Source organism: Streptomyces sp. NBC_01257, assembly GCF_035917255.1.
Lineage (GTDB): Bacteria > Actinomycetota > Actinomycetes > Streptomycetales > Streptomycetaceae > Streptomyces.
The window spans coordinates 3,022,997-3,047,515 of the sequence record NZ_CP108472.1; the positions used below are offsets into that span (position 1 = coordinate 3,022,997).

20 protein-coding genes are annotated in these 24,519 nt (G+C 71.2%); 12 read left to right on the plus strand and 8 right to left on the minus strand.

Going from position 1 to position 24,519, the window contains the following annotated elements; translation table 11 throughout:
* Nucleotides 1-15 precede the first annotated feature (15 nt).
* The 4 genes from OG408_RS12860 to OG408_RS12875 all read left to right on the plus strand — a co-directional run bounded on the left by OG408_RS12860 (nucleotide 16) and on the right by OG408_RS12875 (nucleotide 5,480).
* A complete protein-coding gene (locus OG408_RS12860; RefSeq protein WP_326669925.1) occupies nucleotides 16-1,230 on the plus strand; it encodes an NAD(P)/FAD-dependent oxidoreductase in 1,215 nt (404 codons plus the stop codon).
* Between the two features lies 1 nt (nucleotide 1,231).
* A complete protein-coding gene (nirB, locus tag OG408_RS12865; protein ID WP_326669927.1) occupies nucleotides 1,232-3,826 on the plus strand; it encodes a nitrite reductase large subunit NirB in 2,595 nt (864 codons plus the stop codon).
* Entirely contained in the window at nucleotides 3,826-4,197 is a 372-nt protein-coding gene (gene nirD / locus OG408_RS12870) for a nitrite reductase small subunit NirD (RefSeq protein WP_266778537.1), read from the plus strand. Before nirB ends, nirD begins: the two co-directional genes overlap by 1 nt.
* A 116-nt stretch (nucleotides 4,198-4,313) precedes the next feature.
* On the plus strand, nucleotides 4,314-5,480 hold the full coding sequence (locus tag OG408_RS12875) for an alkaline phosphatase PhoX (RefSeq protein ID WP_266778539.1): 1,167 nt from the start codon (nucleotides 4,314-4,316) through the stop codon (nucleotides 5,478-5,480).
* Nucleotides 5,481-5,533: 53 nt separating this feature from the next.
* Here OG408_RS12875 and OG408_RS12880 read toward each other — a convergent pair whose 3' ends face one another.
* The 4 genes from OG408_RS12880 to dusB form a co-directional block, all read right to left on the minus strand.
* On the minus strand, nucleotides 5,534-5,950 hold the full coding sequence (locus tag OG408_RS12880) for a VOC family protein (protein ID WP_266778541.1): 417 nt from the start codon (nucleotides 5,948-5,950) through the stop codon (nucleotides 5,534-5,536).
* A 159-nt stretch (nucleotides 5,951-6,109) separates the two neighbouring features.
* A complete protein-coding gene (locus tag OG408_RS12885; RefSeq protein WP_266778543.1) occupies nucleotides 6,110-7,120 on the minus strand; it encodes an ArsR/SmtB family transcription factor in 1,011 nt (336 codons plus the stop codon).
* Nucleotides 7,121-7,661: 541 nt separating this feature from the next.
* On the minus strand, nucleotides 7,662-10,373 hold the full coding sequence (ppdK, locus tag OG408_RS12890) for a pyruvate, phosphate dikinase (protein ID WP_266778545.1): 2,712 nt from the start codon (nucleotides 10,371-10,373) through the stop codon (nucleotides 7,662-7,664).
* Between the two features lie 547 nt (nucleotides 10,374-10,920).
* Nucleotides 10,921-12,069 carry a tRNA dihydrouridine synthase DusB gene (gene dusB / locus OG408_RS12895; RefSeq protein ID WP_326669931.1) on the minus strand — a complete coding sequence of 383 codons (1,149 nt, stop codon included), beginning with the start codon at nucleotides 12,067-12,069 and terminating at the stop codon, nucleotides 10,921-10,923.
* A gap of 166 nt (nucleotides 12,070-12,235) precedes the next feature.
* On the opposite strand from dusB, the gene bla reads away from it, so the two are divergent.
* Together bla and OG408_RS12905 are read left to right on the plus strand one after the other, a co-directional pair.
* The gene (bla, locus tag OG408_RS12900) at nucleotides 12,236-13,213 is read left to right on the plus strand and encodes a class A beta-lactamase (protein ID WP_326669933.1); all 978 of its coding nucleotides are present in this window, start codon (nucleotides 12,236-12,238) and stop codon (nucleotides 13,211-13,213) included.
* Nucleotides 13,214-13,228: 15 nt separating this feature from the next.
* Nucleotides 13,229-14,737, plus strand: coding sequence for an MFS transporter (locus OG408_RS12905; protein ID WP_266778551.1), 1,509 nt, complete (start codon nucleotides 13,229-13,231; stop codon nucleotides 14,735-14,737).
* On the opposite strand, the gene OG408_RS12910 is transcribed toward OG408_RS12905, so the two are convergent.
* On the minus strand, nucleotides 14,707-15,633 hold the full coding sequence (locus OG408_RS12910; protein WP_405407044.1) for an MmyB family transcriptional regulator: 927 nt from the start codon (nucleotides 15,631-15,633) through the stop codon (nucleotides 14,707-14,709). The genes OG408_RS12905 and OG408_RS12910 overlap by 31 nt on opposite strands.
* A gap of 110 nt (nucleotides 15,634-15,743) precedes the next feature.
* On the opposite strand from OG408_RS12910, the gene OG408_RS12915 reads away from it, so the two are divergent.
* Complete coding sequence (locus tag OG408_RS12915) at nucleotides 15,744-17,213, plus strand: MFS transporter (protein WP_326669936.1); 1,470 nt, start codon at nucleotides 15,744-15,746, stop codon at nucleotides 17,211-17,213.
* A 141-nt stretch (nucleotides 17,214-17,354) separates the two neighbouring features.
* On the opposite strand, the gene OG408_RS12920 is transcribed toward OG408_RS12915, so the two are convergent.
* Nucleotides 17,355-17,591 (minus strand): DUF6243 family protein, encoded by a 237-nt coding sequence (locus tag OG408_RS12920; protein WP_266778557.1) that lies wholly within the window; start codon nucleotides 17,589-17,591, stop codon nucleotides 17,355-17,357.
* Between the two features lie 434 nt (nucleotides 17,592-18,025).
* Between OG408_RS12920 and OG408_RS12925 the strand changes: the two genes are divergently transcribed.
* The gene (locus OG408_RS12925; protein ID WP_326669938.1) at nucleotides 18,026-19,039 is read left to right on the plus strand and encodes an aldo/keto reductase; all 1,014 of its coding nucleotides are present in this window, start codon (nucleotides 18,026-18,028) and stop codon (nucleotides 19,037-19,039) included.
* A gap of 181 nt (nucleotides 19,040-19,220) precedes the next feature.
* Nucleotides 19,221-19,811 (plus strand): TetR family transcriptional regulator, encoded by a 591-nt coding sequence (locus OG408_RS12930; protein WP_285563568.1) that lies wholly within the window; start codon nucleotides 19,221-19,223, stop codon nucleotides 19,809-19,811.
* 29 nt (nucleotides 19,812-19,840) lie between these two features.
* Here the strand turns inward: OG408_RS12930 and OG408_RS12935 are convergent, their stop codons facing one another.
* Together OG408_RS12935 and OG408_RS12940 are read right to left on the minus strand one after the other, a co-directional pair.
* A complete protein-coding gene (locus OG408_RS12935; RefSeq protein ID WP_266778563.1) occupies nucleotides 19,841-20,047 on the minus strand; it encodes a hypothetical protein in 207 nt (68 codons plus the stop codon).
* A 134-nt stretch (nucleotides 20,048-20,181) separates the two neighbouring features.
* Nucleotides 20,182-21,564: a glycine--tRNA ligase gene (locus tag OG408_RS12940; RefSeq protein ID WP_266778565.1), complete on the minus strand. Its 1,383-nt coding sequence runs from the start codon at nucleotides 21,562-21,564 to the stop codon at nucleotides 20,182-20,184.
* Between the two features lie 219 nt (nucleotides 21,565-21,783).
* Between OG408_RS12940 and OG408_RS12945 the strand changes: the two genes are divergently transcribed.
* The 3 genes from OG408_RS12945 to OG408_RS12955 all read left to right on the plus strand — a co-directional run bounded on the left by OG408_RS12945 (nucleotide 21,784) and on the right by OG408_RS12955 (nucleotide 24,508).
* Entirely contained in the window at nucleotides 21,784-22,737 is a 954-nt protein-coding gene (locus tag OG408_RS12945; RefSeq protein ID WP_266778567.1) for a metal ABC transporter substrate-binding protein, read from the plus strand.
* 80 nt (nucleotides 22,738-22,817) lie between these two features.
* Nucleotides 22,818-23,612 carry a metal ABC transporter ATP-binding protein gene (locus OG408_RS12950; RefSeq protein ID WP_266778569.1) on the plus strand — a complete coding sequence of 265 codons (795 nt, stop codon included), beginning with the start codon at nucleotides 22,818-22,820 and terminating at the stop codon, nucleotides 23,610-23,612.
* Nucleotides 23,613-23,614: 2 nt separating this feature from the next.
* On the plus strand, nucleotides 23,615-24,508 hold the full coding sequence (locus OG408_RS12955; RefSeq protein WP_266778570.1) for a metal ABC transporter permease: 894 nt from the start codon (nucleotides 23,615-23,617) through the stop codon (nucleotides 24,506-24,508).
* Nucleotides 24,509-24,519 lie beyond the last annotated feature (11 nt).

The window sequence follows — 24,519 nt, forward strand, 5'->3', positions numbered from 1 at the left end:
GTCACGCTTCCTGTCATGAGGACACGGACGGAGAACACGGCGCGGGTGGTGGTGATCGGTGCCGGGATGGCGGGCGCACGGCTCGCCGCCCGGGTGCCCGATGTCACCGTCATCGGCGAGGAGTCGCACGCCCCCTACAACCGGGTGCTGCTGGCCGAGGTGCTGGCCGGGCGGTATCCGGCGGACGTCATCGCGCTTCCCCCGGCCGAGGTCAGGCGCGGGGTGCGGGTGGTGCGGATCGACCGGGCCGACCGGCTGGTGCACTGCGACGACGGAAGCGTCGTGCACTACGGCCGGCTGGTGCTCGCGACCGGTTCCAACCCGGTGCTCCCGCCGCTGCGCGGGCTCGGGAACACCATGCCGGACGGGGTGCACGCCTTTCGCACCCTGGACGACTGCCTGGCGCTGCGCGCCTCGGTGCGGACGGGGGTGAGCGCGGTCGTCATCGGCGGCGGTCTCCTCGGTGTCTCGGCGGCCCGGGCACTGGCCGAGTGCGGCGCCCAGGTGGTGCTGGCCCAGCAGGGCGAGCACCTCATGGAACGGCAGCTGGACGCCGAGTCGGCCGGACTGCTGCGGCGGCACCTGGAGTCCCTCGGCGTCGAGGTGCACACCGAGTGCCGGGTGCGCGGGCTGCGCTGCGCGGACGGCGCGGTGCGGGGAGTGGAGCTGGCCGACGGCTACGAGCTGGCGGCCGAGATCACCGTGCTGGCCTGCGGGGTGCGTCCCCGGACGGGCCTCGCGCAGGCGGCCGGTCTGGAGGTCCGCAAGGGCGTCGTCGTCGACGACGAGCTGCGCACCTCCGATCCGTACATCCACGCCGTCGGGGACTGCGCCGAGCACCGCTCCACCGTGTACGGGCTCGCGGGCCCGGCGCTGGAGCAGGCCGATGTACTGGCCGAGGTGCTGGCCGGGCGACCCGCCCGCTACGACGGCACCCGGGCCCTGACCCGGCTGACGCTGAACGGGCCGGCCGACCCCGGCACCGGATCGCTCGACCTCGCCGCCTTCGGCGACTCCCGGCCGCTGCCCGGCGACGACGTGATCCGGCTGGCGGACGCCACCCGGGGCGCGTACCGCACGGTCGTCGTCCGCGGCGACCGGCTGGCGGGCGGTGTGCTGCTCGGCGATCTCGCCGCGGTCGGCACCCTGGCCCGCACCTGGCAGGACGACGAGCCGCTCCCCGCCGAAACGTCCCTGCTCCACCTGCTCACCAACGACGGAGGCTTCTGAGATGCCGGTGTCCACGTTCCCGACCGCCCACACCTCCACCGCGGCGGCCGTGCCGACCATCGTGGTCGTCGGACACGGAATGGTCGGCCAGCGTTTCCTGGAGGCCCTCGCCGACCGCGGGCTGACGGCCACCGCGGGCACCGCCCGGGTCGTCGTCCTGTGCGAGGAGCCCCGCGCCGCCTACGACCGGGTGCAGCTGACCTCGTACTTCTCGGGGAAGACCCCCGAGGACCTGTCGCTCGTCGAGCAGGGCTTCATGGAGCGGCACGGCTTCGAGCTGCGGGTCGGCGACCCGGCCGATTCGCTGGACCGCGAGGCGCGCACGGTCACCGCGCGCTCCGGTGAGACCTTCCGTTACGACACGCTGGTGCTGGCCACCGGCTCGTACCCGTTCGTCCCGCCCGTCCCGGGCAAGGACACCGAGGGCTGCTTCGTCTACCGCACCATCGAGGACCTGCTCGCGATCGAGGAGTACGCGAAGACGGCGACGACCGGCGCGGTCGTCGGCGGCGGACTGCTCGGCCTGGAGGCGGCGGGCGCGCTCAAGGGGCTCGGACTGGACACGCACGTGGTCGAGTTCGCACCCCGGCTGATGCCCGTCCAGGTCGACGACGGCGGCGGCGCGGCGCTGCTGCGCACCATCGAGAACATGGGCCTGACCGTCCACACGGGCGTCGGCACCCAGGAGGTCACGGCGGGCGAGGACGGCTCGGTGAACGGGATGTCGCTCTCCGACGGCTCCTCGCTCGCCACGGACCTGGTGGTCTTCTCGGCCGGCGTCAGGCCCCGCGACCAGCTGGCCCGGGACTGCGGTCTGGCCGTCGGCCAGCGCGGCGGCATCATCGTCGACGACGAGTGCCGCACCTCCGACCCGGCGGTCTTCGCGATCGGCGAGTGCGCGCTCGCCTCCGACGGCCGGGTGTACGGGCTGGTGGCGCCCGGCTACGAGATGGCGCAGACGGCCGCCGAGGTGATCACGGGCAACGAGGCGGCGTTCACCGGCGCCGACCTGTCGACGAAGCTGAAGCTCCTCGGCGTGGACGTGGCGTCCTTCGGGGACGCGCACGGCACCTCCGAGGGCTGCCTCGACGTCGTGTACGCGGACTCCCGCTCGGGCGTCTACAAGAAGCTGGTGATCGGCCGGGACGGCACACTGCTCGGCGGGGTGCTCGTCGGGGACGCCGACCAGTACGGCACGCTGCGCCCGATGACGGGCACGGTCCTGCCGGTCGCCCCCGAGCAGCTGGTGCTGCCGGCAGGCGCGGGCGGCCCGGTCACCCTCGGCCCGTCCTCGCTGCCCGACGAGGCGGTCATCTGCTCCTGCCACAACGTCACCAAGGGCGCGATCTGCGAGCACACCACGCTGCCCGAGGTGAAGAAGTGCACCAAGGCGGGTACCGGCTGCGGCAGTTGCGTCAAGGTCATCGGGCAGCTGCTCCCGCAGAGCCAGGACAAGGGCCTGTGCGGCTGCTTCCCGTACACCCGCAGCGAGCTGTACGAGATCGTCCGCACCCTGGAGATCACCTCCTACGCCGAGCTGCTCGACTCGCACGGCCGTGAGGCGGCGCGCGGCGGCGACGGCTGCGAGGTCTGCAAGCCGACGGTCGGCTCCGTCATCGCCTCGCTGGCGCCGACGGTCGGCGCGAGCGGCTACGTCCTGGACGGCGAACAGGCGGCCCTCCAGGACACCAACGACCACTTCCTCGCCAACCTCCAGCGCAACGGCTCCTACTCGATCGTGCCGCGCATCCCCGGCGGCGAGATCACCCCGGAGAAGCTGATCGTGATCGGTGAGGTGGCCCGGGACTTCGGCCTCTACACCAAGATCACCGGTGGTCAGCGGATCGACCTGTTCGGTGCCCGCGTCGACCAGCTGCCGCTGATCTGGACCCGGCTGGTCGACGCGGGCTTCGAGTCGGGGCACGCGTACGGGAAGTCGCTGCGGACGGTCAAGTCCTGTGTGGGGCAGACCTGGTGCCGCTACGGCGTGCAGGACTCGGTGAAGATGGCGATCGACCTGGAGCTGCGCTACCGGGGCCTGCGCTCCCCGCACAAGCTGAAGTCGGCGGTCTCGGGCTGCGCCCGGGAGTGCGCGGAGGCCCGCGGCAAGGACTTCGGGATCATCGCCACCGCCCAGGGCTGGAACCTGTACGTGGGCGGCAACGGCGGTGCCACCCCGCGCCACGCGGACCTGCTCGCCCAGGACCTCTCGGACGCCGAACTGGTGCGGCTCATCGACCGGTTCCTGATGTTCTACATCCGCACGGCGGACCGGCTGGAGCGCACCTCGACCTGGCTGGACCGCATCGAGGGCGGCCTGGAGCACGTACGGGACGTCGTCGTCCACGACTCGCTGGGGCTCTGCGACGAGCTGGAGCGGCTGATGGCCGACCACGTGCGCGGCTACCGCGACGAGTGGGCCGAGACCATCAACGACCCGGAGCGGCTGCGCCGCTTCGTGACCTTCGTCAACGCACCCGACGCCCCCGACCCGTCGGTGAAGTTCGTCCCGGAACGCGACCAGGTCAAGCCCGACCTGGACATCCTCGCCGGACCGGTGCTCGCCATCCGCACTCTCGAAGGGACCGCATCCTGATGACGACCCAGACGCTGAACGGGACGATGGAGACCGCGCAGGACACCCGGGTCATCCGGCTCGCCGCCGGGGACGACTGGCTCACGGTCTGCGACCGCTCCCTGCTGACGCCGGGGCGAGGCGTCGCCGCACTCCTCCCGGACGGCCGGCAGGTCGCGCTGTTCGTGGACCGGGCGGGGCGTGCGTACGCGATCGACAACCGCGACCCGTTCACCGGTGCGTACGTCCTGTCGCGCGGACTGGTCGGCTCGCAAGGCGGGCAGCCGTTCGTCGCCTCGCCCCTGCTGAAGCAGCGCTTCGACCTCGCGACGGGCGCCTGCCTCGACGACGACGAGGTCTCCGTGCCGGTCTTCGAGGTCCGCGCGGACTGACCCCGGGCCGTTCACCGACCGTTGACGCTCCGTCAACTGCGCGCCTCTACTGTCCTGACGTTCGACCCGCCGGGCCGACCGGACCGGCGGGCCCTCACGTCACCCGTGGAGTGATCGTGGAACGTCGGACCTTCTTGCGCACAGCGGTGATCGGCGGCTCGGCGGCCGCGTTCGGCGGCACCCTGTGGCGGGGTGCCGCCTTCGCCGGACCGGCCCAGCCGGCCGCCGGCCCGTACGGCGCACTGCAGGCCGCCAACGGCAACGGCATCCTGCTGCCGAGCGGCTTCACCAGCAGAATCGTCGCCCGCTCGGGACAGACCGTCCCCGGCACCTCGTACGCCTGGCACAGCGCGCCCGACGGCGGCGCCACGTTCGCCGACGGCAGCGGCTGGATCTACGTCTCCAACGCCGAGGTCTCCTCGGGCAGTGGCGGCGGGGCGAGCGCGGTGCGCTTCGACTCCTCCGGAACCGTCACCTCCGCCTACCGGATCCTGTCCGGCACCGACAACAACTGCGCGGGCGGCCGCACCCCGTGGAACACCTGGCTGTCGTGCGAGGAGGTCAGCCGCGGCTACGTCCACGAGACGGACCCCTGGGGCGTGAACGCGGCCGTGCGGCGCCCCGCGCTGGGCCGCTTCAAGCACGAGGCGGCGGCCGCCGACCCCGACCACGGATACGTCTACCTCACCGAGGACGAGACGGACGGCCGCTTCTACCGCTTCCGCCCCACCACCTGGGGCAGCCTGTCCTCCGGCACCCTTCAGGTCCTGGTCGCCGGCACCGGCACCTCGGGCCCGGTGACCTGGACGACGGTCCCCGACCCGGACGGCTCCCCCACCCTGACCCGCTACCAGGTCTCCGGCGCCAAGGTGTTCAACGGCGGTGAGGGCTGCTTCTACGCGGCGGGCACCTGCTGGTTCACCACGAAGGGCGACAACCGGGTGTGGGCGTACGACGCGAACGCGTCCAGCATCTCGCTCGCCTACGACGACTCGCTCGTCACGGGCGGCTCGGCCCCGCTGACCGGCGTGGACAACGTCACCCGGTCCGTCTCGGGCGATCTGTACGTCGCCGAGGACGGCGGGAACATGGAGATCTGCCTGATCACCCCGGACGACACCGTCGCCCCGTTCCTGCGGATCAGCGGCCAGTCCGGCTCGGAGATCACCGGCCCGGCCTTCTCGCCGGACGGCACCCGGCTCTACTTCTCCTCGCAGCGCGGGACGAGCGGAAGCTCATCCGGCGGTATCACCTACGAGGTCACGGGACCGTTCCGCGGCTGAACCCCCGGCTGTGCGGCGCCTCACGCGGTGCCGCACGGCCGGCTCGTGGTTCATCAGCCCTGACCGCCGGCCTCGACCGCCGCCGGGTCCATCCAGATGACCTCCCAGATGTGGTGGTCGGGGTCCTGGAAGGACCGGCCGTACATGAAGCCGAGGTCCTGGGTGTCGTTGGCGGGCGATCCGCCGGAGGCGAGCGCGGCGTCCACCAGCTCGTCCACCTTCTCGCGGCTGTCGGCGCTCAGCGCCAGGATCACCTCGGTGGACTTCGAGGCGTCGGCGATCTCCTTCTTGGTGAAGTCCTTGAAGCGCGGCTCCTCCAGGAGCATCGCGAAGATCGTGTCGCTGATGACCAGACACGCGGTGCGCTCGTCGCTGAACTGCGGGTTGAAGGAGTAACCGAGCTTGCCGAAGAAGCTTTTGGTCGTCTCGATGTCCTTGACCGGCAGGTTGACGAAGATCATCTGAGGCATGGCCGTCTCTCGCTCTCTCGGTGGTGTCCCGTGTGCGTTTCCCGAACGCGTTACGACAGGTAGACGCCGGGGCCACCGGGAACTCATCGGCGCCGGACGAAAAATCCTTCCCGCGCCGCGTCCGGCGGAAAACCTCCCGGGCGGCCGCACCTCCGGGGGTCAGGACATGGCGAGCTTCGGCGCACCGCCCCTCAGCAGCGAGCCGCCCAGCGGGGTGAGGGTGTGCAGCACCGAGCTGCCGTGGCGCAGGGTGTGCACGAGACCCGCCTCGCGCAGTACGCAGGCGTGCTGGCTCGCCGAGGCGAGGGAGACCCCGGCGCGGCGGGCGAGCTCGCTGGTCGTGCAGCCGTCGCCGATGACGCGCAGGACCGTCGAGCGGGTGTTCCCGAGCAGCCGGCCGAGCCAGGGGCCGGGTTCGGCGAATACCGGGGCGGCGGCGTGGGTGACCGGGTAGACGAGCACCGGCGGCAGCAGCGGGTCGCGGTAGACGACCGGGGCGCCGCGGCAGAAGAAGGACGGCTGGAGGAGCAGGCCGCGTCCGTCCAGGTGGAGTTCGCGGTCGACCGGGTAGTCCGCCTCCAGCACCGGCGCCCGCCAGCGGATCACGGGCGGCAGCGAGGCGAGCAGTTCCTCGGCGCCGCCGTCCAGTAGCGCGCGGCCGCGGACCGCCCGGTCGGCCTCGACGCTGGCCTGGACGTGCGGCCAGTACGGCTCGACGGCGGCCCGGTGGTAGGCGCGCAGGACCCCGATGAGGCGGCCCAGGGGCTCGGCGCGCCCCTCCCCCAGGGCGTCCAGCGTCACCGCCCGGGCCGTCGCGGTCCGGCCGCCGGCGGATCCCTGGGCGCCGAGCACCGCCAGCTCGGCCCGCAGCCGCTCGGGCGGGGTGTCGCGCAGGGCCTCCATTCCGGTGGCGAAGTCCATCGGTTCGGCGCCCAGCTGATAAGGCGTCAGGAAGTCCGGGAAATAGCCGCGAGGTGGAACCACGGCGGACAACAGGCGTACTTCACCATTCAACCGCGGCCTGGTTTCGGAGCGCCATTTTCCGAACACCGTGGAAGCCCGCCGGTCTCTCAGCCGGTGAAAACTGAGAATGGTCTCCCATAATGCGTCCGGCCCGGTGGCCATCCGCACCTTGGAAAGGTCCCATCCGGAGACATGGATACGCAGCACCGAACCCCCACCCCTTGCACCTGCAATTGCCCCCGCGCAAGAGTATGCGAAGGGTAACTACACGTCACCACGGGGTTTCGGCCAGAGGTGAAACGTCTCGCCTCGACCTGCCGTCACCCGAAAGGCTGTACGACGTCGGGTGCGATTCCGAAGCCACCGGAAGAGCGAGTGAAGGCCGTGGGGGGTTTTGCTCGTTCGGCGGCGGTTGGCGACGGTGCGGCTCCGCACTCGACGGGGGTAAGCCGGGTGCGGCCCATGGATGGGGATCCATGGGCCGCACCCCGGTCCGTTCCGGCTCATCTCTTTGCGCATTAAACGAAGCAATGCATAACCGCCACCGAAGAAAGCGCTCACATTCCGGCACCCGGGCGGTGCGTCACACGCGCCCGCCCCGGACCCGCGCAGGACGCACCCCGGACGTGGCGAGGCGGCGGCACCCCCGCACAGGGTGCCGCCGCCTCAGGGAATTCCGCGGCTGCCGCCGGACCGATGAGGGTCGCCCGGTCCCGCGGCCGCCGGCGGAATCAGTGGTTCAGCCGGTTCAGCGGCTGTCGCTGCCCCGCGACTCCGCGGCCGCGCGGCCGGCCTCCAGGCGGGCCACCGGAATGCGGAACGGTGAGCAGGAGACGTAGTCCAGGCCCACCTCGTGGAAGAAGTGCACCGACTCCGGGTCGCCGCCGTGCTCGCCGCAGACGCCGAGCTTCAGGTCGGGGCGGGTGGCCTTGCCGGCCGCGACCGCGCTGCGGACCAGCGAGCCCACGCCGTCCCGGTCGATCGTCTCGAACGGCGACACCCCGAAGATGCCCTTCTCCAGGTACGCGGTGAAGAACGAGGCCTCCACGTCGTCGCGGGAGAATCCCCACACCGTCTGGGTCAGGTCGTTGGTGCCGAAGGAGAAGAACTCCGCCGCCTCGGCGATCTGACCGGCGGTCAGCGCGGCCCGCGGCAGCTCGATCATCGTGCCGATCTTCAGCTTGAGGTCGGTGCCCGTGGCGGCCTGGACCTCGGCGATGACGCGGTCGGCCTCCTCCCGGACGATCTCCAGCTCCTGGACCGTACCGACGAGCGGGATCATGATCTCCGCGCGCGGGTCGCCCTTGGCGTTCTTGCGCTCGGCGGCGGCCTCGGCGATCGCCCGCACCTGCATGGCGAACAGGCCGGGGATGACCAGCCCGAGGCGGACCCCGCGCAGACCGAGCATCGGGTTCTGCTCGTGCAGCTTGTGCACGGCCTGCAGCAGCCGCAGGTCGTTCTCGTTGGCGTCCTTGCGGGACTCGGCGAGTGCGACGCGGACCGAGAGCTCGGTGATGTCAGGCAGGAACTCGTGCAGCGGCGGGTCCAGCAGCCGTACGGTGACGGGCAGTCCGTCCATCGCCTCGAAGAGCTCGATGAAGTCGGCCTTCTGGAGCGGCAGCAGCTGCTCCAGGGCCGTCTCGCGCTCCTGGTCGGTGTCGGCCAGGATCAGCTTCTCGACCATCTCGCGGCGCTCGCCGAGGAACATGTGCTCGGTGCGGCACAGCCCGATGCCCTGGGCGCCGAAGCGGCGGGCCCGCAGCGCGTCCTCGGCGTTGTCCGCGTTGGCCCGCACCCGCAGCCTGCGCACCCGGTCCGCGTACGCCATGATCCGGTGCACGGCGGCGACCAGTTCGTCGGCGTCGTCGGCGCCCGCGTGCATCCGGCCCTCGAAGTACTCGACGACCGGCGACGGTACGACGGGTACCTCACCGAGGTACACCTTGCCGGTCGATCCGTCGATGGAGACGACGTCGCCCTCCTCGATGACCCGGCCGCCCACCGTCATCCGGCGGCGCTTGGTGTCGACCTCCAGGTCCTCGGCACCGCAGACGCAGGTCTTGCCCATGCCGCGGGCGACGACGGCCGCGTGCGAGGTCTTGCCGCCGCGCGAGGTCAGGATGCCCTCGGCCGCGATCATGCCGTCGAGGTCGTCCGGGTTGGTCTCGCGGCGGATGAGGATGACCTTCTCGCCGGAGCGGGACCACTTGACCGCGGTGTACGAGTCGAAGACGGCCTTGCCGACCGCGGCGCCCGGCGACGCGGCGATGCCGCGGCCCAGCCGCTCGGTCTTCGCGTCGTCGTCGAAGCGCGGGAACATCAGCTGCGCCAGCTGCGCGCCGTTGACGCGCTGGAGCGCCTCGGCCTCGCCGATGAGCCCCTGGTCGACGAGCTGGGTGGCGATCCGGAACGCGGCACCGGCGGTGCGCTTGCCGACCCGGGTCTGGAGCATCCACAGCTGGCCGCGCTCGATGGTGAACTCGATGTCGCAGAGGTCCTTGTAGTGGGTCTCCAGCGTCTCCATGATCTGCATCAGCTGGTCGTACGACTTCTTGTCGATGGACTCCAGCTCGGCGAGCGGCACGGTGTTGCGGATGCCCGCGACGACGTCCTCGCCCTGCGCGTTCTGCAGGTAGTCGCCGTAGACGCCCTGATGGCCGCTGGCGGGGTCACGGGTGAACGCGACGCCCGTACCGGAGTCGGGGCCGAGGTTGCCGAAGACCATGGAACAGATGTTGACCGCGGTGCCGAGGTCGCCGGGGATGCGCTCCTGGCGGCGGTACAGCTTGGCCCGGTCGGTGTTCCACGAGTCGAAGACGGCCTTTATGGCCAGGTCCATCTGCTCGCGCGGCTCCTGCGGGAAGTCGCGTCCGGCGTCCCGGGTGACGATCTTCTTGAACTGCCTGACCAGCTTCTTCAGGTCGGCCGCGTCGAGATCCACGTCGACGGTGACGCCCTTGGCCTGCTTCGCGGCCTCCAGCGCCTCCTCGAAGAGGTCTCCGTCGACCCCGAGGACGGTCTTGCCGAACATCTGGATGAGCCGGCGGTAGGAGTCCCAGGCGAACCGCTCGTCGCCGGACTGGGCGACGAGACCGACGACCGAGGCGTCGGAGAGACCGATGTTGAGGACCGTGTCCATCATGCCGGGCATCGAGAACTTGGCGCCGGAGCGGACGGAGACCAGCAGCGGGTCGTCGGCCTGGCCGAGCTTCTTGCCCATCCGCGCCTCAAGGGCGTCGAGGTGCGCACTCACCTCGTCGCGCAGGGCGGCCGGCTCGTCGCCACTGTCGAGGTAGACCTTGCACGCCTCGGTGGTGATGGTGAAACCCGGAGGGACGGGAAGCCCGAGGTTGGTCATCTCGGCGAGGTTGGCACCCTTCCCGCCGAGAAGGTCCTTCAGTTCCTTGTTGCCCTCGGTGAAGTCGTAGACGAACTTCTGAAGGTCTTCGTTTTCCGACACGAGTCTCGACTCCTCGACGACGCGGTGGCTGCCCTGACGGCGAGGAACATACCCAGATCGAAGGTGTCTCGGTACGTCCACTTGCCCGTCATGCGGCCTCAACCACCCGTCCGCCAGCAGATCGAAAGTGACCCATGGGTGAGCCGGTCAAGGGTTCGCGTTCAGGACTTGAACGCGTCACTACGGAACGCTCGACGACATTACGGTTTTCGTGACGTTCCGTAGTGAATACGTCGATCGATCAAAGTGGAGCCACCTGGCACCCAGTGCCATCATTTGAGAAGTGCATCCGCACACTTTGCGCTCATACGAGCGGCACCCCTCTCAAGGTGGCGAGAATCACGCCGGAACGGCCGCTCAGATGTCACCATCCGGACGCCCTATTGGTGGCTCCTGGTGGCCTCACGCTCACACAGGGGCAACTAGACGTGACATGCGGGCGCGCCGAGCATCACTTCTCGGCCCGATCGGCCGATTCTCGCGGGATATTGCGCTCAGATGAGCATCGGAGGAGAGAGGGCACCCGGTGCCCTCTCGGGGAGGCCGCTCAGCCGCCCGAAGAGTCCAGTTCCGCGTCCGCGCCGACGCCCGCGCAGTCGTACGGGTCCTTGAGCCAGCCGTCCGGGAGCACCACCCGGTTGTTGCCCGAGGTGCGGCCGCGCGGACCGTCGGCGCCGTCCGGCCACGGCTGGTCCAGCTCCAGCTCCTGGAGCTGCGAGCCGAGCTCCTCCAGCGACGAGGTGACCGCCAGCTTCTTGCGCATCTCGGAACCGACCGCGAAGCCCTTCAGGTACCAGGCCACGTGCTTGCGGAAGTCGATCACGCCGCGGGACTCGTCACCGATCCACTCCCCCAGCAGCGTCGCGTGCCGCAGCATGACGTCCGCGACCGTGCGCAGGGAGGGCGCCTGCCGGGTCTCCGTGCCCTCGAACGCGCTCACCAGGTCGCCGAAGAGCCAGGGGCGGCCCAGGCAGCCGCGGCCCACGACCACGCCGTCGCAGCCGGTCTCGCGCATCATCCGCAGGGCGTCGTCGGCGCACCAGATGTCGCCGTTGCCGAGGACGGGGATCTCCGGGACGTGTTCCTTGAGCCGGGCGATGGCGTCCCAGTCGGCGGTCCCGCCGTAGTGCTGCGCCGTCGTCCTGCCGTGCAGGGCGACGGCCGTGACGCCCTCCTCGACGGCGATCCGGCCGGCGTCGAGGAAGGTGAGGTGGTCGTCGTCGATGCCCTTGCGCATCTTGATGGTGACTGGCAGGTCACCGGCCTGCGAGACGGCCTGCTTGAGGATCGCGCGCAGCAGCGGCCGCTTGTACGGGAGCGCCGAGCCGCCGCCCTTGCGGGTGACCTTGGGGACCGGGCAGCCGAAGTTCAGGTCGATGTGGTCGGCGAGGTTCTCGTCGACGATCATGCGGACGGCCTTGCCGACCGTGACCGGGTCCACGCCGTACAGCTGGATCGAGCGCGGGGTCTCGCTCGCGTCGAAGTGGATGAGCTGCATGGTCTTCTCGTTGCGCTCGACCAGGGCCCGCGTGGTGATCATCTCGCTGACGAACAGCCCCTTGCCGCCCGAGAACTCCCGGCACAGGGTGCGGAAGGGTGCGTTGGTGATGCCTGCCATGGGGGCCAGGACCACCGGCGGCTGCACGGTGTGCGGGCCGATACGGAGCAGCGGGGGCGCGGGGGCGAGCGTGGTCATTCCCCCATTGTCGCGTACGCGGGGAACTGCTCGGCCGGCCGGCCGCGGGCGGCCGCGGGACCGGGCGGCGGCTCGCCGGGGCGACGGATACATGCCCCGGCCGCCGGGCCCCGCCCGTAGCGTGAGGGGACCCGTACCGAGATCACGAACGAGGGAGACGAACATCATGAACTCCAGTCGGTCCTTAGGCCGGACGGCCGCGACACCTCCTGCCGCCGGGTCCTCCTCCGCGCCCCCCAGCCGCCGGGCCCTGCTCTCGCTGGGCGGGGCGGGCGCCGCCGGCGCGCTGCTCGTCGCCGCCGCGGGCCCCTCCCGGGCCGCCGCGCGCCCGGCCGGCTCCGGGAGCGTCACGGCCAGGCTGCGTGAGCTGGAGCGGGCGCACGGCGCCCGGGTCGGCGCCTTCGCCTACAACGTGGCCACCGGGGTCGCCGTCCGGCACCGGGCCGACGAGCGCTTCCCCATGCTCTCCACCTTCAAGACGCTCGCCGCCGCGGCGGTGCTGCGGGATCTGGACCGGAACGGCGAGGTGCTCGGCCGGCTCGTGCGCTACACGAAGGCGGACTGCGTCTCCGACTCCGTGGTCACCGACACCCCGGAATGCATCGCGAGCGGGCTGACCATCGACCAGCTCTGCGAAGCGGCGATCTGCGACAGCGACAACACGGCGGCCAATCTGCTGCTGCGCGAGCTCGGCGGCCCGCACGCCGTCACCCGCTTCAGCCGCTCCATCGGCGACCCGGTGACCCGGCTCGACCGCTGGGAGCCCGTGCTCAATTCGGCCGAACCCTGGCGGCGTACGGACACCACCACCCCGGCCGCCCTCGCGCGCTCCTACGCCCGCCTCGTGCTCGGGAACGCGCTGGAGAGCCACGACCGCGAGCGGCTGACCGGCTGGCTGCTCAACTGCCGGACCAGCGGGACCCGTTTCCGGCTCGGGCTGCCGCCGGAGTGGACGATCGCGGACAAGACCGGCGGCGGCTCGTACGCCAGCTGCAACGACGCGGGCATCGCCTGGACGCCGGACGGGGCACCGGTGGTGCTGGTCGTGCTGACGACCAAGCCGGACGGGGACGCGGACGCGACCGGCGACCATCCGCTGGTGGCCGGGGTCGCGAAGGTACTGGCAGCGGAAGTCGTTAGTTAGCCGTACTATCCATGTATGCCCGAGCTCAGCCACCGACGACGGATGCTCGTACTCGCGATCTGCTGCATCAGCCTCCTGATCGTCAGTCTCGACAACACCGTCCTCAACGTCGCCCTGCCCGCCATGCGTCAGGACCTGGACGCGAGTGTCGCGGGGATGCAGTGGACGATCGACGCGTACACGCTCGTCCTCGCCTCCCTCCTGATGCTCGCGGGGTCCACCGCCGACCGGATCGGGCGGCGCAAGGTCTTCATGGCCGGTCTCGTCCTGTTCACCCTGGGCTCGGCGCTCTGCTCGCTGGCGCCCAGCCTGGAGGCGCTCATCGCGTTCCGGATGGTGCAGGCCGTCGGTGGCTCGATGCTCAACCCGGTGGCGATGTCGATCATCACCAACACCTTCACCGACCCCCGTGAGCGCGCCCGTGCGATCGGCGTGTGGGGCGGCGTCGTCGGCGTCTCGATGGCCGCGGGTCCCGTGGTCGGCGGCGCCCTGGTCGACTCGGTCGGCTGGCGGTCGATCTTCTGGATCAACCTGCCGGTCGGCCTCGCCGCCCTGCTGCTGACCTGGCGGTACGTCCCCGAGTCCCGCGCCCCGAAGGCCAGGCGGCCTGACCCGGTGGGCCAGCTGCTGGTGATCGCGCTGCTGGGCTCGCTGACGTACGCGATCATCGAGGCGCCGCAGAAGGGCTGGACCTCGGCGGAGATCCTGTTCCTCGCCGCTCTCGCGGCGGCCTCGCTCATCGGCCTGCTGATGTACGAACCCCGGCGCACCGATCCACTGATCGACCTGCGGTTCTTCCGCAGCGTCCCGTTCAGCGGGGCCACCGTGATAGCGGTGAGCGCCTTCGCCGCCCTGGGCGGCTTCCTCTTCGTCAACACCCTCTACCTGCAGGACGTACGAGGTCTGAGCGCGCTCGACGCGGGCCTCTACACGCTGCCGATGGCGGTCGTGGTCTGCGTACTGGCGCCCCTGTCGGGCCGGGTCGTCGCCGGCCGCGGGCCGCGCATCCCGCTGCTCGTCGCCGGTGTCGCGATGGCGGTGAGCGGGCTGATGTTCGCGGCGTTCGACGCGGAGACCGGCAACGTGTCGATGTTCACCGCGTATGTGCTGTTCGGCCTGGGCTTCGGCGCGGTGAACGCGCCGATCACCAACACCGCCGTCTCCGGGATGCCGCGCTCCCAGGCGGGTGTGGCCGCCGCGGTCGCCTCGACCAGCCGCCAGATCGGGCAGACGCTGGGCGTCGCGGTGATCGGGGCGGTCCTCGCGGCGGGAGTGGCCGGCGCGGGCACCTCGTACGGCGGCGGACCGGCCTCCGACTTCGTGTCGGCGAGCAGGCCCGCCTGGTGGATCATCACCGGCTGCGGGGTGTGCGTCCTGCTGGTCGGCGCGCTGAGCAGCGGACGCTGGGCCAGGGAGACCGCCCGCCGGACCGCGGAACGGCTGGAGGAATCCGAGGAGGCCTCCTCGCCGTCCGCTGCCGGGGCGTCCGCGGGTCAGTCCTCGTCGGCGAGCACCAGGGCCTGAAGGCGCTCCAGGCGCTCGCGGGTCTCCTCGTCGCGCGGTGCGTAGGTGACCAGCCGCGGTCCCGCCGCAGGCCCCAGCCAGAGGTCGGTGGTCTCCAGGCGCAGCAGTCCGACGTGGGCGTTGCGGAAGACCTTGGACCGGGCGCCCGTCCCCACGACCTCGTGCCGCGCCCAGACCTCCCGGAACTCCGGGGACGCCGTCTCCAGCCGCTTGAGCAGCGCCTTCCAGGCGGGCTCGGCGAGGTGTTCGGCCATTGAGGCCCGGAACTTGGCGGTGAGGAGCCGGGTCACCTCGGCGACGTCCATGACCGAGGAGCGCCATTCCTCGTTCGTGTAGCAGAGCAGCATGATGTTGCGGTCCTCGGGAGCCACCGCGTCCATGTCGCAGAGCAGCCGGCCGTAGGTGCGGTTGTGGGCGAGGACGTCGTAGCGGCTGTTCTGCACGCAGGCCGGGATCGGCTCAAGCTGCGTCAGCATGGTGCGCAGGGCCGGGGTGATGCTCGGGCACTCCGTGCCGGGCGCCGGGTCGATGGCGGCCGCCAGGGAGAACAGGTGGGTGCGCTCGCTGCGGTCCAGGAGGAGGGCGCGGGCGAGCGCGTCGAGCACCTGGGGCGAGACCTGGATGTCACGGGCCTGTTCGAGCCAGGTGTACCAGGTGACGCCGACGGCGGAGAGCTGGGCGACCTCCTCGCGGCGCAGCCCCGGGGTCCGCCTGCGACGGCCGCGCACCAGCCCCACCTGCTCGGGGGTGATCCGCTCCCGGCGGCTGCGCAGGAAGTCCGCGAGCTCGTGACGCCGGACCTCGGTCCCGGAGGCGTCCGGGGCATCCGTCCCGCCGGCCCCCTCGGTCCGTGGGATCCGCGGCGTTTCGATGCTGCTCCGCGCTGCCGTCACCATCGTCGTCATGCCTCCAGGGTGCGGGACCGTCCGATGCCATGCCAGGTGCTACTTGTACCAGGATAAGGACACTCTGGTACCAGGCTGCGGGAAGAGCGATCGTCGATGTCGTGAGTGAATCCTCTGTACGCCCGAAGACATCCGCCGCCACCGCCCCGGTGGTGCGGCACGACCACCCGGCGCCGGTGCTCGGCGCGCTGGGTCTGTTCACCGTGCTGCTGGGCGCCGCCCTTCCGCTGATCGACTTCTTCATCGTCAACGTCGCCCTGCCCACCATCGACCACGACCTCGCGGCGGGCCCCGCCCTGCTGGAACTGGTCGTCGCGGGCTACGGCCTCTCCTACGCCGTCCTGCTCGTCCTCGGCGGCCGGCTCGGCGACATGGCCGGCCGGCGCCGGCTCTTCCTGCTGGGCATCGCCGCGTTCGGGCTCACCTCCCTGGCCTGCGGACTGGCGCCCGACGCCTGGACGCTGGTCGGGGCACGCGTGGCCCAGGGCGCGTCGGCGGCCCTGATGCTGCCGCAGGTCCTCGCCACCATCCAGGCCGCCACCTCGGGACACCGACGGGCCAGGGCGATGAGCCTGTACGGGGCCACGGCCGGTCTCTCCATGGTCGCGGGCCAGATCCTGGGCGGGGTCCTGGTCGCCGCCGCACCGCTGTCGTCGGTGTTCGGCGAGAGCGCGGGCTGGCGCTCGGTGTTCCTGGTCAACGTCCCGGTGGCGGCCGTCGGACTGGTCCTGGCGGCCCGTGCGGTGCCGGAGACCCGTTCGGAGCGGCCGGCGCCCATCGACGTACCGGGCACGCTGCTGCTCGCCGCGTCGCTCGTGACCCTGCTGGCCCCGCTCACCGAGGGGCGGGCGGCGGGCTGGCCGCTGTGGACGTGGGTGTCGCTGGCGCTGTTCCCGTTCGCCGCGGCCGCGTTCTACCGGGTGGAGCGGCGGGCGGACCGGCGCGGACTGATCCCGCTGATCCCGCCGAGCCTGCTGCGGCTGGACTCGCTGCGGCGCGGGCTGGCACTGGTGGTGCCGTTCTCGATCGGCTTCGGCGGCTTCATGTTCGTCATCGCGGTGGCGCTCCAGCAGGGGCTGAAGCTGGGCCCGGCGGCGTCGGGCCTGTCGATGGCCCCGATGGCGGTGGCCTTCTTCGCGGCCTCGCTGGCCGGTCCGCGGCTGGTGCGGCGCTTCGGCAGCCGGGTGGTGACGGCGGGCGGCCTGATCCAGGCGGCCGGCGTCGTCGTGCTCGCCCTCACGGTGTGGCACGGCTGGTCGGGCCTGGGGCTGCCGGGCCTGATCCCGGGGATGGCGATCGCCGGCCTGGGTCAGGGGCTGCAGCTGCCCGTCCTGTTCCGCATCGTCCTGTCCGACGTACCGCCGGAGCGCGCCGGGGTGGGCGGCGGGGTCATGACGACGACCCAGCAGGCGGCGCTGGCCCTGGGCGTGGCGACGCTCGGCTCGCTGTTCCTGGCTCTGGCACCGGGCTCGGGCATGCGGGACGCGCTGATCGTGACGCTGCTGGTGCAGCTGGCGGCGGTGGCGCTGACGACCCTGCTGAGCCTGCGGCTGCCGCGCACGGTGGGGTGAGGCGCGCGGCGTCGGGGCGTCGGGGCGTCGGGGCGTCAGCCATCGGGCTTCGGAACGGGCGTGGGCCCGGAACACCTGGGGTGTTCCGGGCCCACGGTCGTGCGGGTCGCGCGGGGTGCTGCGGGTGGTGCGAGGCGTTGCTCAGCTCTGCGCCGGGGCGTCCTGCTCCGGGGCAGCCGTGGCGTCCGCGGCATCTGCGGCGTCCGACGCCTCGGTGCCGGTGGCACGCTCGCGCATCTTGCGCAGCAGCTCCTGCTTCTGCTCGGCGGCCGACTTGCGGTCGGTGTCGCGTCCGGCGGGGGCACCCTGCTGTTCGGCGCGGGTCAGCTTCCTGCGCTGTCCGCCGACGCCGAGAAGGTTGTTACGGCTCTTGGCCACGTGGTTCTCCCATTCGTGGTGAAAGTGAGGTCTGGACAGACCTGGGATCGATCCGATGGGCGACGGGTGGTGGGACCCGCCGCGCTCTCACTCGTAGATCTGGAAGAACGAAGACATGCGGCAAACCGTACCCCGCCCCGAGCGGCCCGAGCACCGGGTTTTCGGACCGGCGGGGTCACCCTGCCGGGGGACATGGACTGACAGATATTGAAATCTGTCATCTCGCATGTCATGGTCGATGTACGACGCGGAGAAGCAGCTCGCTCCACCGCTCCTCGTCCGATGCCGCGTTGTTCCGTGTTTCGTGCTCCCTGCCACCTTCCGAACCCGTCCGCCTGCCAGTCCCCTCCGCCTTCCGATCCCGTCCGCCTTCCCGATCCCTTCCCCCCGCCCTTTCCGGCCTGTCCGCCGTGTCCACCCACCGGGAGTTCCCCATGACCGCCCTCCACACCCGCACCCTCGGCTCCACCGGCCCGCAGGTCTCCGCGCTCGGCCTCGGCTGCATGGGCATGTCCGCGCTGTACGGCGAGAGCGACCGCTCCGAGTCGATCGCCACCATCCACGCCGCGCTCGACGCGGGCATCACCCTGCTGGACACCGGCGACTTCTACGGCATGGGCCACAACGAGCTGCTGATCAACGAGGCCCTGCGCACCGCGCCCGCCGCCGCCCGCGAACAGGCGCTGACCAGCGTCAAGTTCGGCGCGCTGCGGACCGTCGAAGGCGGCTTCACCGGCTACGACGGCCGCCCGGCGGCGGTGAAGAACTTCGCGGCCTACTCGCTCCAGCGGCTGGGCCTCGACCACATCGACATCTACCGGATCGCCCGGATCGACCCCGACGTCCCGATCGAGGAGACCGTCGGCGCCATCGCGGAACTGGTCGAGGCGGGACACGTCCGCCACATCGGCCTCTCCGAGGTCGGCGCGGAGACGATCCGCCGGGCGGCCGCCGTCGCACCGGTCTCCGACCTCCAGATCGAGTACTCGCTGATCTCCCGGTCCATCGAGACGGAGATCCTGCCCGCCTGCCGCGAGCTCGGTATCGGCGTCACGGCCTACGGGGTGCTCTCGCGGGGTCTGATCAGCGGCCACTTCTCCCGCGACCGCCAACTGGCACCGGGCGACTTCCGGTCCATGAGCCCGCGCTTCCAGGAGGAGAACCTCCAGCACAACCTCGACCTCGTCGAGGCGCTGCGCAAGATCGCCGAGCAGAAGGGAGCCACGGTCGCGCAGACCGCCATCGCCTGGGTCCTCGCCCGGGGCACGGACATCGTGCCGCTGGTCGGCGCCCGGCGCCGCGACCGGCTCACCGAGGCCCTCGGCGCACTGGACGTCCGGCTGGACACGGCCGATCTCGCGGCGATCGAGGAGGCCGTCCCGGCCGGCGCGGCCGCGGGCAACCGCTACCCGGACAGCCAGATGGCCCACCTGGACAGCGAGCGCTGAGCTCCGGGTACGGTCGGCGGGGTGCGGGCCCGCCCGCCTGCCGCCCGGACCCCTCTCCGGGACCCCCTCGATCTCCGAGGGGCCCCGGGGATCCCCGGGCCAGACCCGCCCCGCTCTGCCCCGGACCGGGCCCGCCACGGCCCGTTCCCGCCCGACGCTCCCGAGAGGCAGCCCACCCGCCATGACGCCGCCGCCGACCGACCCGCTGACCCCCGAGCGCATCCTCGAAGCCACCGAGGACGTGCTGCGTCGCTACGGGCCCGCGAAGGCGACCGTGGTCGATGTGGCCAGGGCGCTCGGCGTCAGCCACGGCAGCGTCTACCGCCACTTCCGCACCAAGGCCGCCCTGCGCGAGGCCGTGACCGGCCGCTGGCTGACCCGCACGGAGCAGGAGCTCACCGAGATCCTGCACGCCTCCGCCCAGACCTCGCCGGCGAAGCTCCGGCAGTGGCTGGAGACGCTGTTCGAGGCCAAGCGGCACAAGGCGGGAGGCGATCCCGAGCTGTTCGCCACGTACGAGGTGCTGGTGGGCGAGAGCTCCATCGTCGAGGCCCACATCCGCGAACTGGTGGGCCAGTTGCGGGAGATCATCGAAGAGGGCGTCCAGGACGGGGAGTTCGCCGTGGACGACCCCGCGGCGGCCGCCCAGGCGGTCTTCGACGCGACGGCACGCTTCCACGACCCGGCGTACGCCGCGGAGTGGCGGAAGCCCGCCATCGTCGCCGAGTTCACCGCCGTCTCGGACCTGTTGCTGCGCGGCCTGCGAGCCTGAGGTCCGGGCGCACCCCCCAGGGGCGGGACTTACGTCGCCGTCGGGTCGACCGTCGCCTGGTGGGCGTCGGCGAGATGTTCCTCGGCCTTGAGCCAGGGAAGGAACTGCACCGCCTTGCGCCAGTCGCAGGTCGCGCAGCTCAACTGCCTCTGGACTCCCGACTTCTTGACGTGAACGACGTGTTCACGGCCGTGCTGGTCCCATCTGCTGACCTTGCTCGTGGTGATGGACGGCATCCGAGCCTCCTCAGGGCGAGTGTGCCCAGTGTGCACGAGGCCCCCGGTTCCGTAAGGAGAACCGGGGGCCTCGTGTGCAGCGGATGCGGCGCGCCGGCGGGTACCGGCGGCGCCGGCTCAGCGGCTGGGACGGGTCAGCAGCCGAGCAGGCGGGCGCCGAGGTACGCCTGGATCTGGTCCAGCGAGACGCGCTCCTGCTTCATGGTGTCGCGCTCGCGCACGGTCACCGCGTTGTCGTCGAGGGTGTCGAAGTCGACGGTGACGCAGAACGGCGTACCGATCTCGTCCTGGCGACGGTAGCGGCGGCCGATGGCGCCCGCGTCGTCGAACTCGATGTTCCAGTTCTGCCGCAGGTCGGCCGCGAGGCCCTTGGCCTTCGGCGAGAGCTGCGGGTTGCGGGACAGCGGCAGGACCGCGACCTTGACCGGCGCCAGGCGCGGGTCGAGGCGCATCACGGTGCGCTTCTCCATGACGCCCTTGGCGTTGGGCGCCTCGTCCTCGATGTAGGCGTCCAGCAGGAAGGCCAGCATGGAGCGGCCGACACCGGCCGCCGGCTCGATGACGTAGGGGGTCCAGCGCTCGCCGGCCTCCTGGTCGTAGAACTGGAGGTCGGTGCCCGAGGCCTTGGAGTGCGCCTTCAGGTCGTAGTCCGTGCGGTTGGCGACGCCCTCCAGCTCGCCCCACTCGCTGCCGCCGAAGCGGAAGCGGTACTCGATGTCAGCGGTGCGCTTGGAGTAGTGGGAGAGCTTCTCCGCGGGGTGCTCGAACCACCGCATGTTCTCCTCGCGCAGGCCGAGACCGGTGTACCAGTTCCAGCGCTGCTCCATCCAGTACTCCTGCCACTGCTCGTCCTCGCCCGGCTTGACGAAGAACTCCATCTCCATCTGCTCGAACTCGCGCGTGCGGAAGATGAAGTTGCCCGGAGTGATCTCGTTCCGGAAGGACTTGCCCATCTGGGCGATGCCGAACGGCGGCTTCTTGCGCGAAGCGGTCTGCACCTGGGCGAAGTTGGTGAAGATGCCCTGGGCGGTCTCGGGGCGCAGGTAGGCGACCGAACCGGAGTCCTGGGTCGGGCCGAGGTGCGTGGAGAGCAGGCCGGAGAACTGCTTGGGCTCGGTGAAGGTGCCCTTGTTGCCGCAGTTGGGGCAGTTGAGGTCGGCGAGGCCGTTGACCGGCGGCTTGCCGTGCTTCTCCTCGTACGCCTCCTCCAGGTGGTCCGCGCGGTAGCGCTTGTGACAGGAGGTGCACTCGGTCAGCGGGTCGGAGAACGTGGCGACGTGACCGGAGGCCACCCACACCTCGGGGGCCAGGATGACCGACGAGTCGAGTCCGACCACGTCCTCGCGCGAAGTGACCATGTAGCGCCACCACTGGCGCTTGAGGTTCTCCTTGAGCTCGACGCCCAGCGGTCCGTAGTCCCAGGCGGCGCGCTGGCCGCCGTAGATCTCACTGCAGGGGAAAACGAAGCCACGGCGCTTGCTCAGGCTGACGATGGAGTCGATCTTGTCGGCGGCCACGGTGCTCTCTTCATTACGACGACGGAACTGGACAGGGGGCGGCGCGCGCGCCTCGATGGGGGGTGGTGGTCGGGAGACGGGCGGGCGAAGTCCTCAGATTACCGGCGGGCACGCCCCTTCGATCAAATCGGTATCGGAGTAGTCCGCCGGTCCGTGTGTGCGAGGTCATCTCATCGGCCTTGTTGACAATCGTTTCCACTTTTGTTGAAAATGACTGTCATGAACGTACGCCGCCTCATACCCACCGCAGCCGTCGCCGGAGCCGTCGCCCTCGGCCTCACCACCCTGTCCGCCTGCTCCACCTCCGACGCGGCCGACCGGAAGAACGGTGACAAGCTGAACGTGGTGGCGTCGTTCTACCCCATGCAGTTCCTGGCCGAGCAGATAGGCGGGAGCCACGTCTCCGTCTCCACGCTGACCAAGCCGGGTGTGGAGCCCCACGACCTGGAGCTGAGCCCGCGCGAGGTCGGCGGCCTGAGCGACGCGGACTACATCCTCTACCTCAAGGGCCTCCAGCCCGCCGTCGACGACGCGATCAAGCTCTCCGAGTCCAAGCACTCCGTCGACGCCGCGGAGCTCACCACGCTGGAGGACCACGGCGCCGAGGTCGGTGGCGAGGAGCACGCACACGAGCACGAGGGCGAGGAGCCCGGCGCCGACCCGCACATCTGGCTCGACCCGGTGAAGTACGCCCAGGTCGCCAAGGGGGTCGGGAAGTCGCTGGAGAAGACCGACCCGGACCACGCCGCGGACTACCGCAAGAACACCGCCGCCCTGGTCACCAGGCTCGACGCGCTCGACACCGCGTACGAGAAAGGGCTGAAGACCACCGCGACCAGGACGTTCATCACCACCCACTCCGCCTTCGGGTACCTCGCCGAGCGCTACGGCCTCACCCAGGAGGGCATCGCCGGCATCGACCCCGAGGCCGAGCCCAGCCCGGCCCGCATCAGCGCCCTGCACGCGATCGCCCAGGAGAAGAAGGTCACCACCGTCTTCTTCGAGACGCTCGCCAGCGACAAGACGGCGAAGACGGTCGCCCGGGACACCGGACTGAGGACGGACGTCCTGGACCCGCTGGAGGGAATCACCGGCAAGTCCAAGGGCGCTGACTACATCGAGGTCATGGAGTCCAACCTCGCCGCCCTCCAGAAGGCGCTCGGCGCGAAGTGAGCACCCCCGGCGCCTCCACGGACCCCGCAGACCCGCCAGACCCCGCAGACCCGAACCGCACGGCAGCACCGGAGGCGCTCATGCCCGAGCCCCAGAGCACCACACCGAGCACCACGCCCGAACCCGTGATCGTCGTGCGCGACGCCACGGCCACCCTCGGCGCACGCCCCGTACTGCGCGGTGTCGACCTGACCGTGCGCCGCGGTGAGGTCGTCGCCCTGCTCGGTGCCAACGGTTCCGGCAAGTCGACCGCCGTCCGCTCGGTCATCGGCCAGGTCCCGCTCACCGGCGGCACCGTCGAGCTCTTCGGCACCCCGCTGCGCCGCTTCCGCGACTGGGCCCGGGTCGGTTACGTACCGCAGCGCACCACCGCGGCCGGCGGAGTGCCCGCCACGATCCGTGAGGTCGTCTCCTCCGGGCGGCTGTCCCGCACCCGGCTCGGCCTGCCCCGCAAGGCCGACCGGGCCGCCGTGGACCGCGCCATCGCGCTCGTCGGCCTCGCCGACCGCGCCAGGGACTCGGTGGACGCCCTCTCCGGCGGTCAGCACCAGCGCGTGCTGATCGCCCGCGCGCTCGCCGCCGAACCCGAACTGCTGATCATGGACGAGCCGATGGCCGGGGTCGACCTGGCCAGCCAGGAGATCCTCGCCGAGACCCTGCGCGAACAGGTCGCGGCCGGCACCACCGTGCTCCTCGTCCTGCACGAGCTCGGCCCGCTGGAGCCCCTGATCGACCGGGCGATCGTGCTGCGCGACGGCTGCGTCATGCACGACGGACCGCCTCCGAAGGCACTCGGACAGCACGCGCTGCCCGGCCACGACCACGTACACCCCCACGCGGCCTCCGAGCCCGTCCGGACGGGACTGCTGAGCTGACCATGGAATTCCTCACCCCTCCCTTCATGCAGCGGGCCCTGATCGCCGCCGTCCTGGTCGGCGTCATCGCCCCCGCCGTCGGCATCTACCTGGTGCAGCGCCGGCAGGCCCTGATGGGCGACGGCATCGGCCACATCGCGATGACCGGCGTCGGCCTCGGCTTCCTGCTCTCCACCAGCCCCGTCTGGATGGCCACCGCCGTCGCCGTCGTGGGCGCGGTCACCATGGAGCTGATCCGCTGGTACGGCCGCACCCGCGGTGACATCGCGCTGGCGATGCTCTTCTACGGCGGCATGGCGGGCGGTGTCCTGCTGATCAACCTCTCCGACACCGGCTCCAACGCCAACCTCACCTCGTACCTCTTCGGCTCGCTGTCCACGGTCTCCTCCGAGGACATCACCGCGATCGCGCTGCTGGCGGCGTTCGTGCTGCTGGTGACGGTGGGGCTGCGCAGGCAGCTGTTCGCCGTCAGCCAGGACGAGGAGTTCGCCCGGGTCACCGGGCTGCCGGTGCGCGTACTCAACCTGCTGATCGCGGTCACCGCCGCGGTGACCGTCACCGTCGCGATGCGGGTCGTCGGGCTGCTGCTGGTCAGCGCCCTGATGGTGGTCCCGGTCGCCGCCGCGCAGCAGATCACCCGCTCGTTCAAGGTCACGTTCGTGCTCTCGGTCGTCACCGGGGTCGCGGTGACGCTGGCCGGCACCATCACGTCGTACTACCAGGACGTCCCGCCCGGCGCGACGATCGTGCTGCTCGCCATCGGGGTGTTCATCGCCCTGACGCTGCTCGCCGCCCCGCTGGCCAGGAGCCGTGCCCGCCGGCGCGAGACGACGGACGACCGGTGCACCCTTGAGGTACCGGCCACCCGCCCGGCGGCGGACGACGTCCGCGTCTGACCGGGCGAGCG

Excerpts from the sequence above, each read along its gene's own strand:
- OG408_RS12860 (WP_326669925.1), top strand. The coding sequence starts at position 16 with ATGAGGACACGGACGGAGAACACGGCGCGGGTGGTGGTGATCGGTGCC.
- nirB (WP_326669927.1), top strand. The coding sequence starts at position 1,232 with ATGCCGGTGTCCACGTTCCCGACCGCCCACACCTCCACCGCGGCGGCC.
- nirD (WP_266778537.1), top strand. The coding sequence starts at position 3,826 with ATGACGACCCAGACGCTGAACGGGACGATGGAGACCGCGCAGGACACC.
- OG408_RS12880 (WP_266778541.1), bottom strand. The coding sequence starts at position 5,950 with ATGCCTCAGATGATCTTCGTCAACCTGCCGGTCAAGGACATCGAGACG.
- dusB (WP_326669931.1), bottom strand. The coding sequence starts at position 12,069 with ATGACCACGCTCGCCCCCGCGCCCCCGCTGCTCCGTATCGGCCCGCAC.
- bla (WP_326669933.1), top strand. The coding sequence starts at position 12,236 with ATGAACTCCAGTCGGTCCTTAGGCCGGACGGCCGCGACACCTCCTGCC.
- OG408_RS12905 (WP_266778551.1), top strand. The coding sequence starts at position 13,229 with ATGCCCGAGCTCAGCCACCGACGACGGATGCTCGTACTCGCGATCTGC.
- OG408_RS12910 (WP_405407044.1), bottom strand. The coding sequence starts at position 15,633 with ATGGTGACGGCAGCGCGGAGCAGCATCGAAACGCCGCGGATCCCACGG.
- OG408_RS12925 (WP_326669938.1), top strand. The coding sequence starts at position 18,026 with ATGACCGCCCTCCACACCCGCACCCTCGGCTCCACCGGCCCGCAGGTC.
- OG408_RS12930 (WP_285563568.1), top strand. The coding sequence starts at position 19,221 with ATGACGCCGCCGCCGACCGACCCGCTGACCCCCGAGCGCATCCTCGAA.
- OG408_RS12935 (WP_266778563.1), bottom strand. The coding sequence starts at position 20,047 with ATGCCGTCCATCACCACGAGCAAGGTCAGCAGATGGGACCAGCACGGC.
- OG408_RS12945 (WP_266778567.1), top strand. The coding sequence starts at position 21,784 with ATGAACGTACGCCGCCTCATACCCACCGCAGCCGTCGCCGGAGCCGTC.
- OG408_RS12950 (WP_266778569.1), top strand. The coding sequence starts at position 22,818 with ATGCCCGAGCCCCAGAGCACCACACCGAGCACCACGCCCGAACCCGTG.
- OG408_RS12955 (WP_266778570.1), top strand. The coding sequence starts at position 23,615 with ATGGAATTCCTCACCCCTCCCTTCATGCAGCGGGCCCTGATCGCCGCC.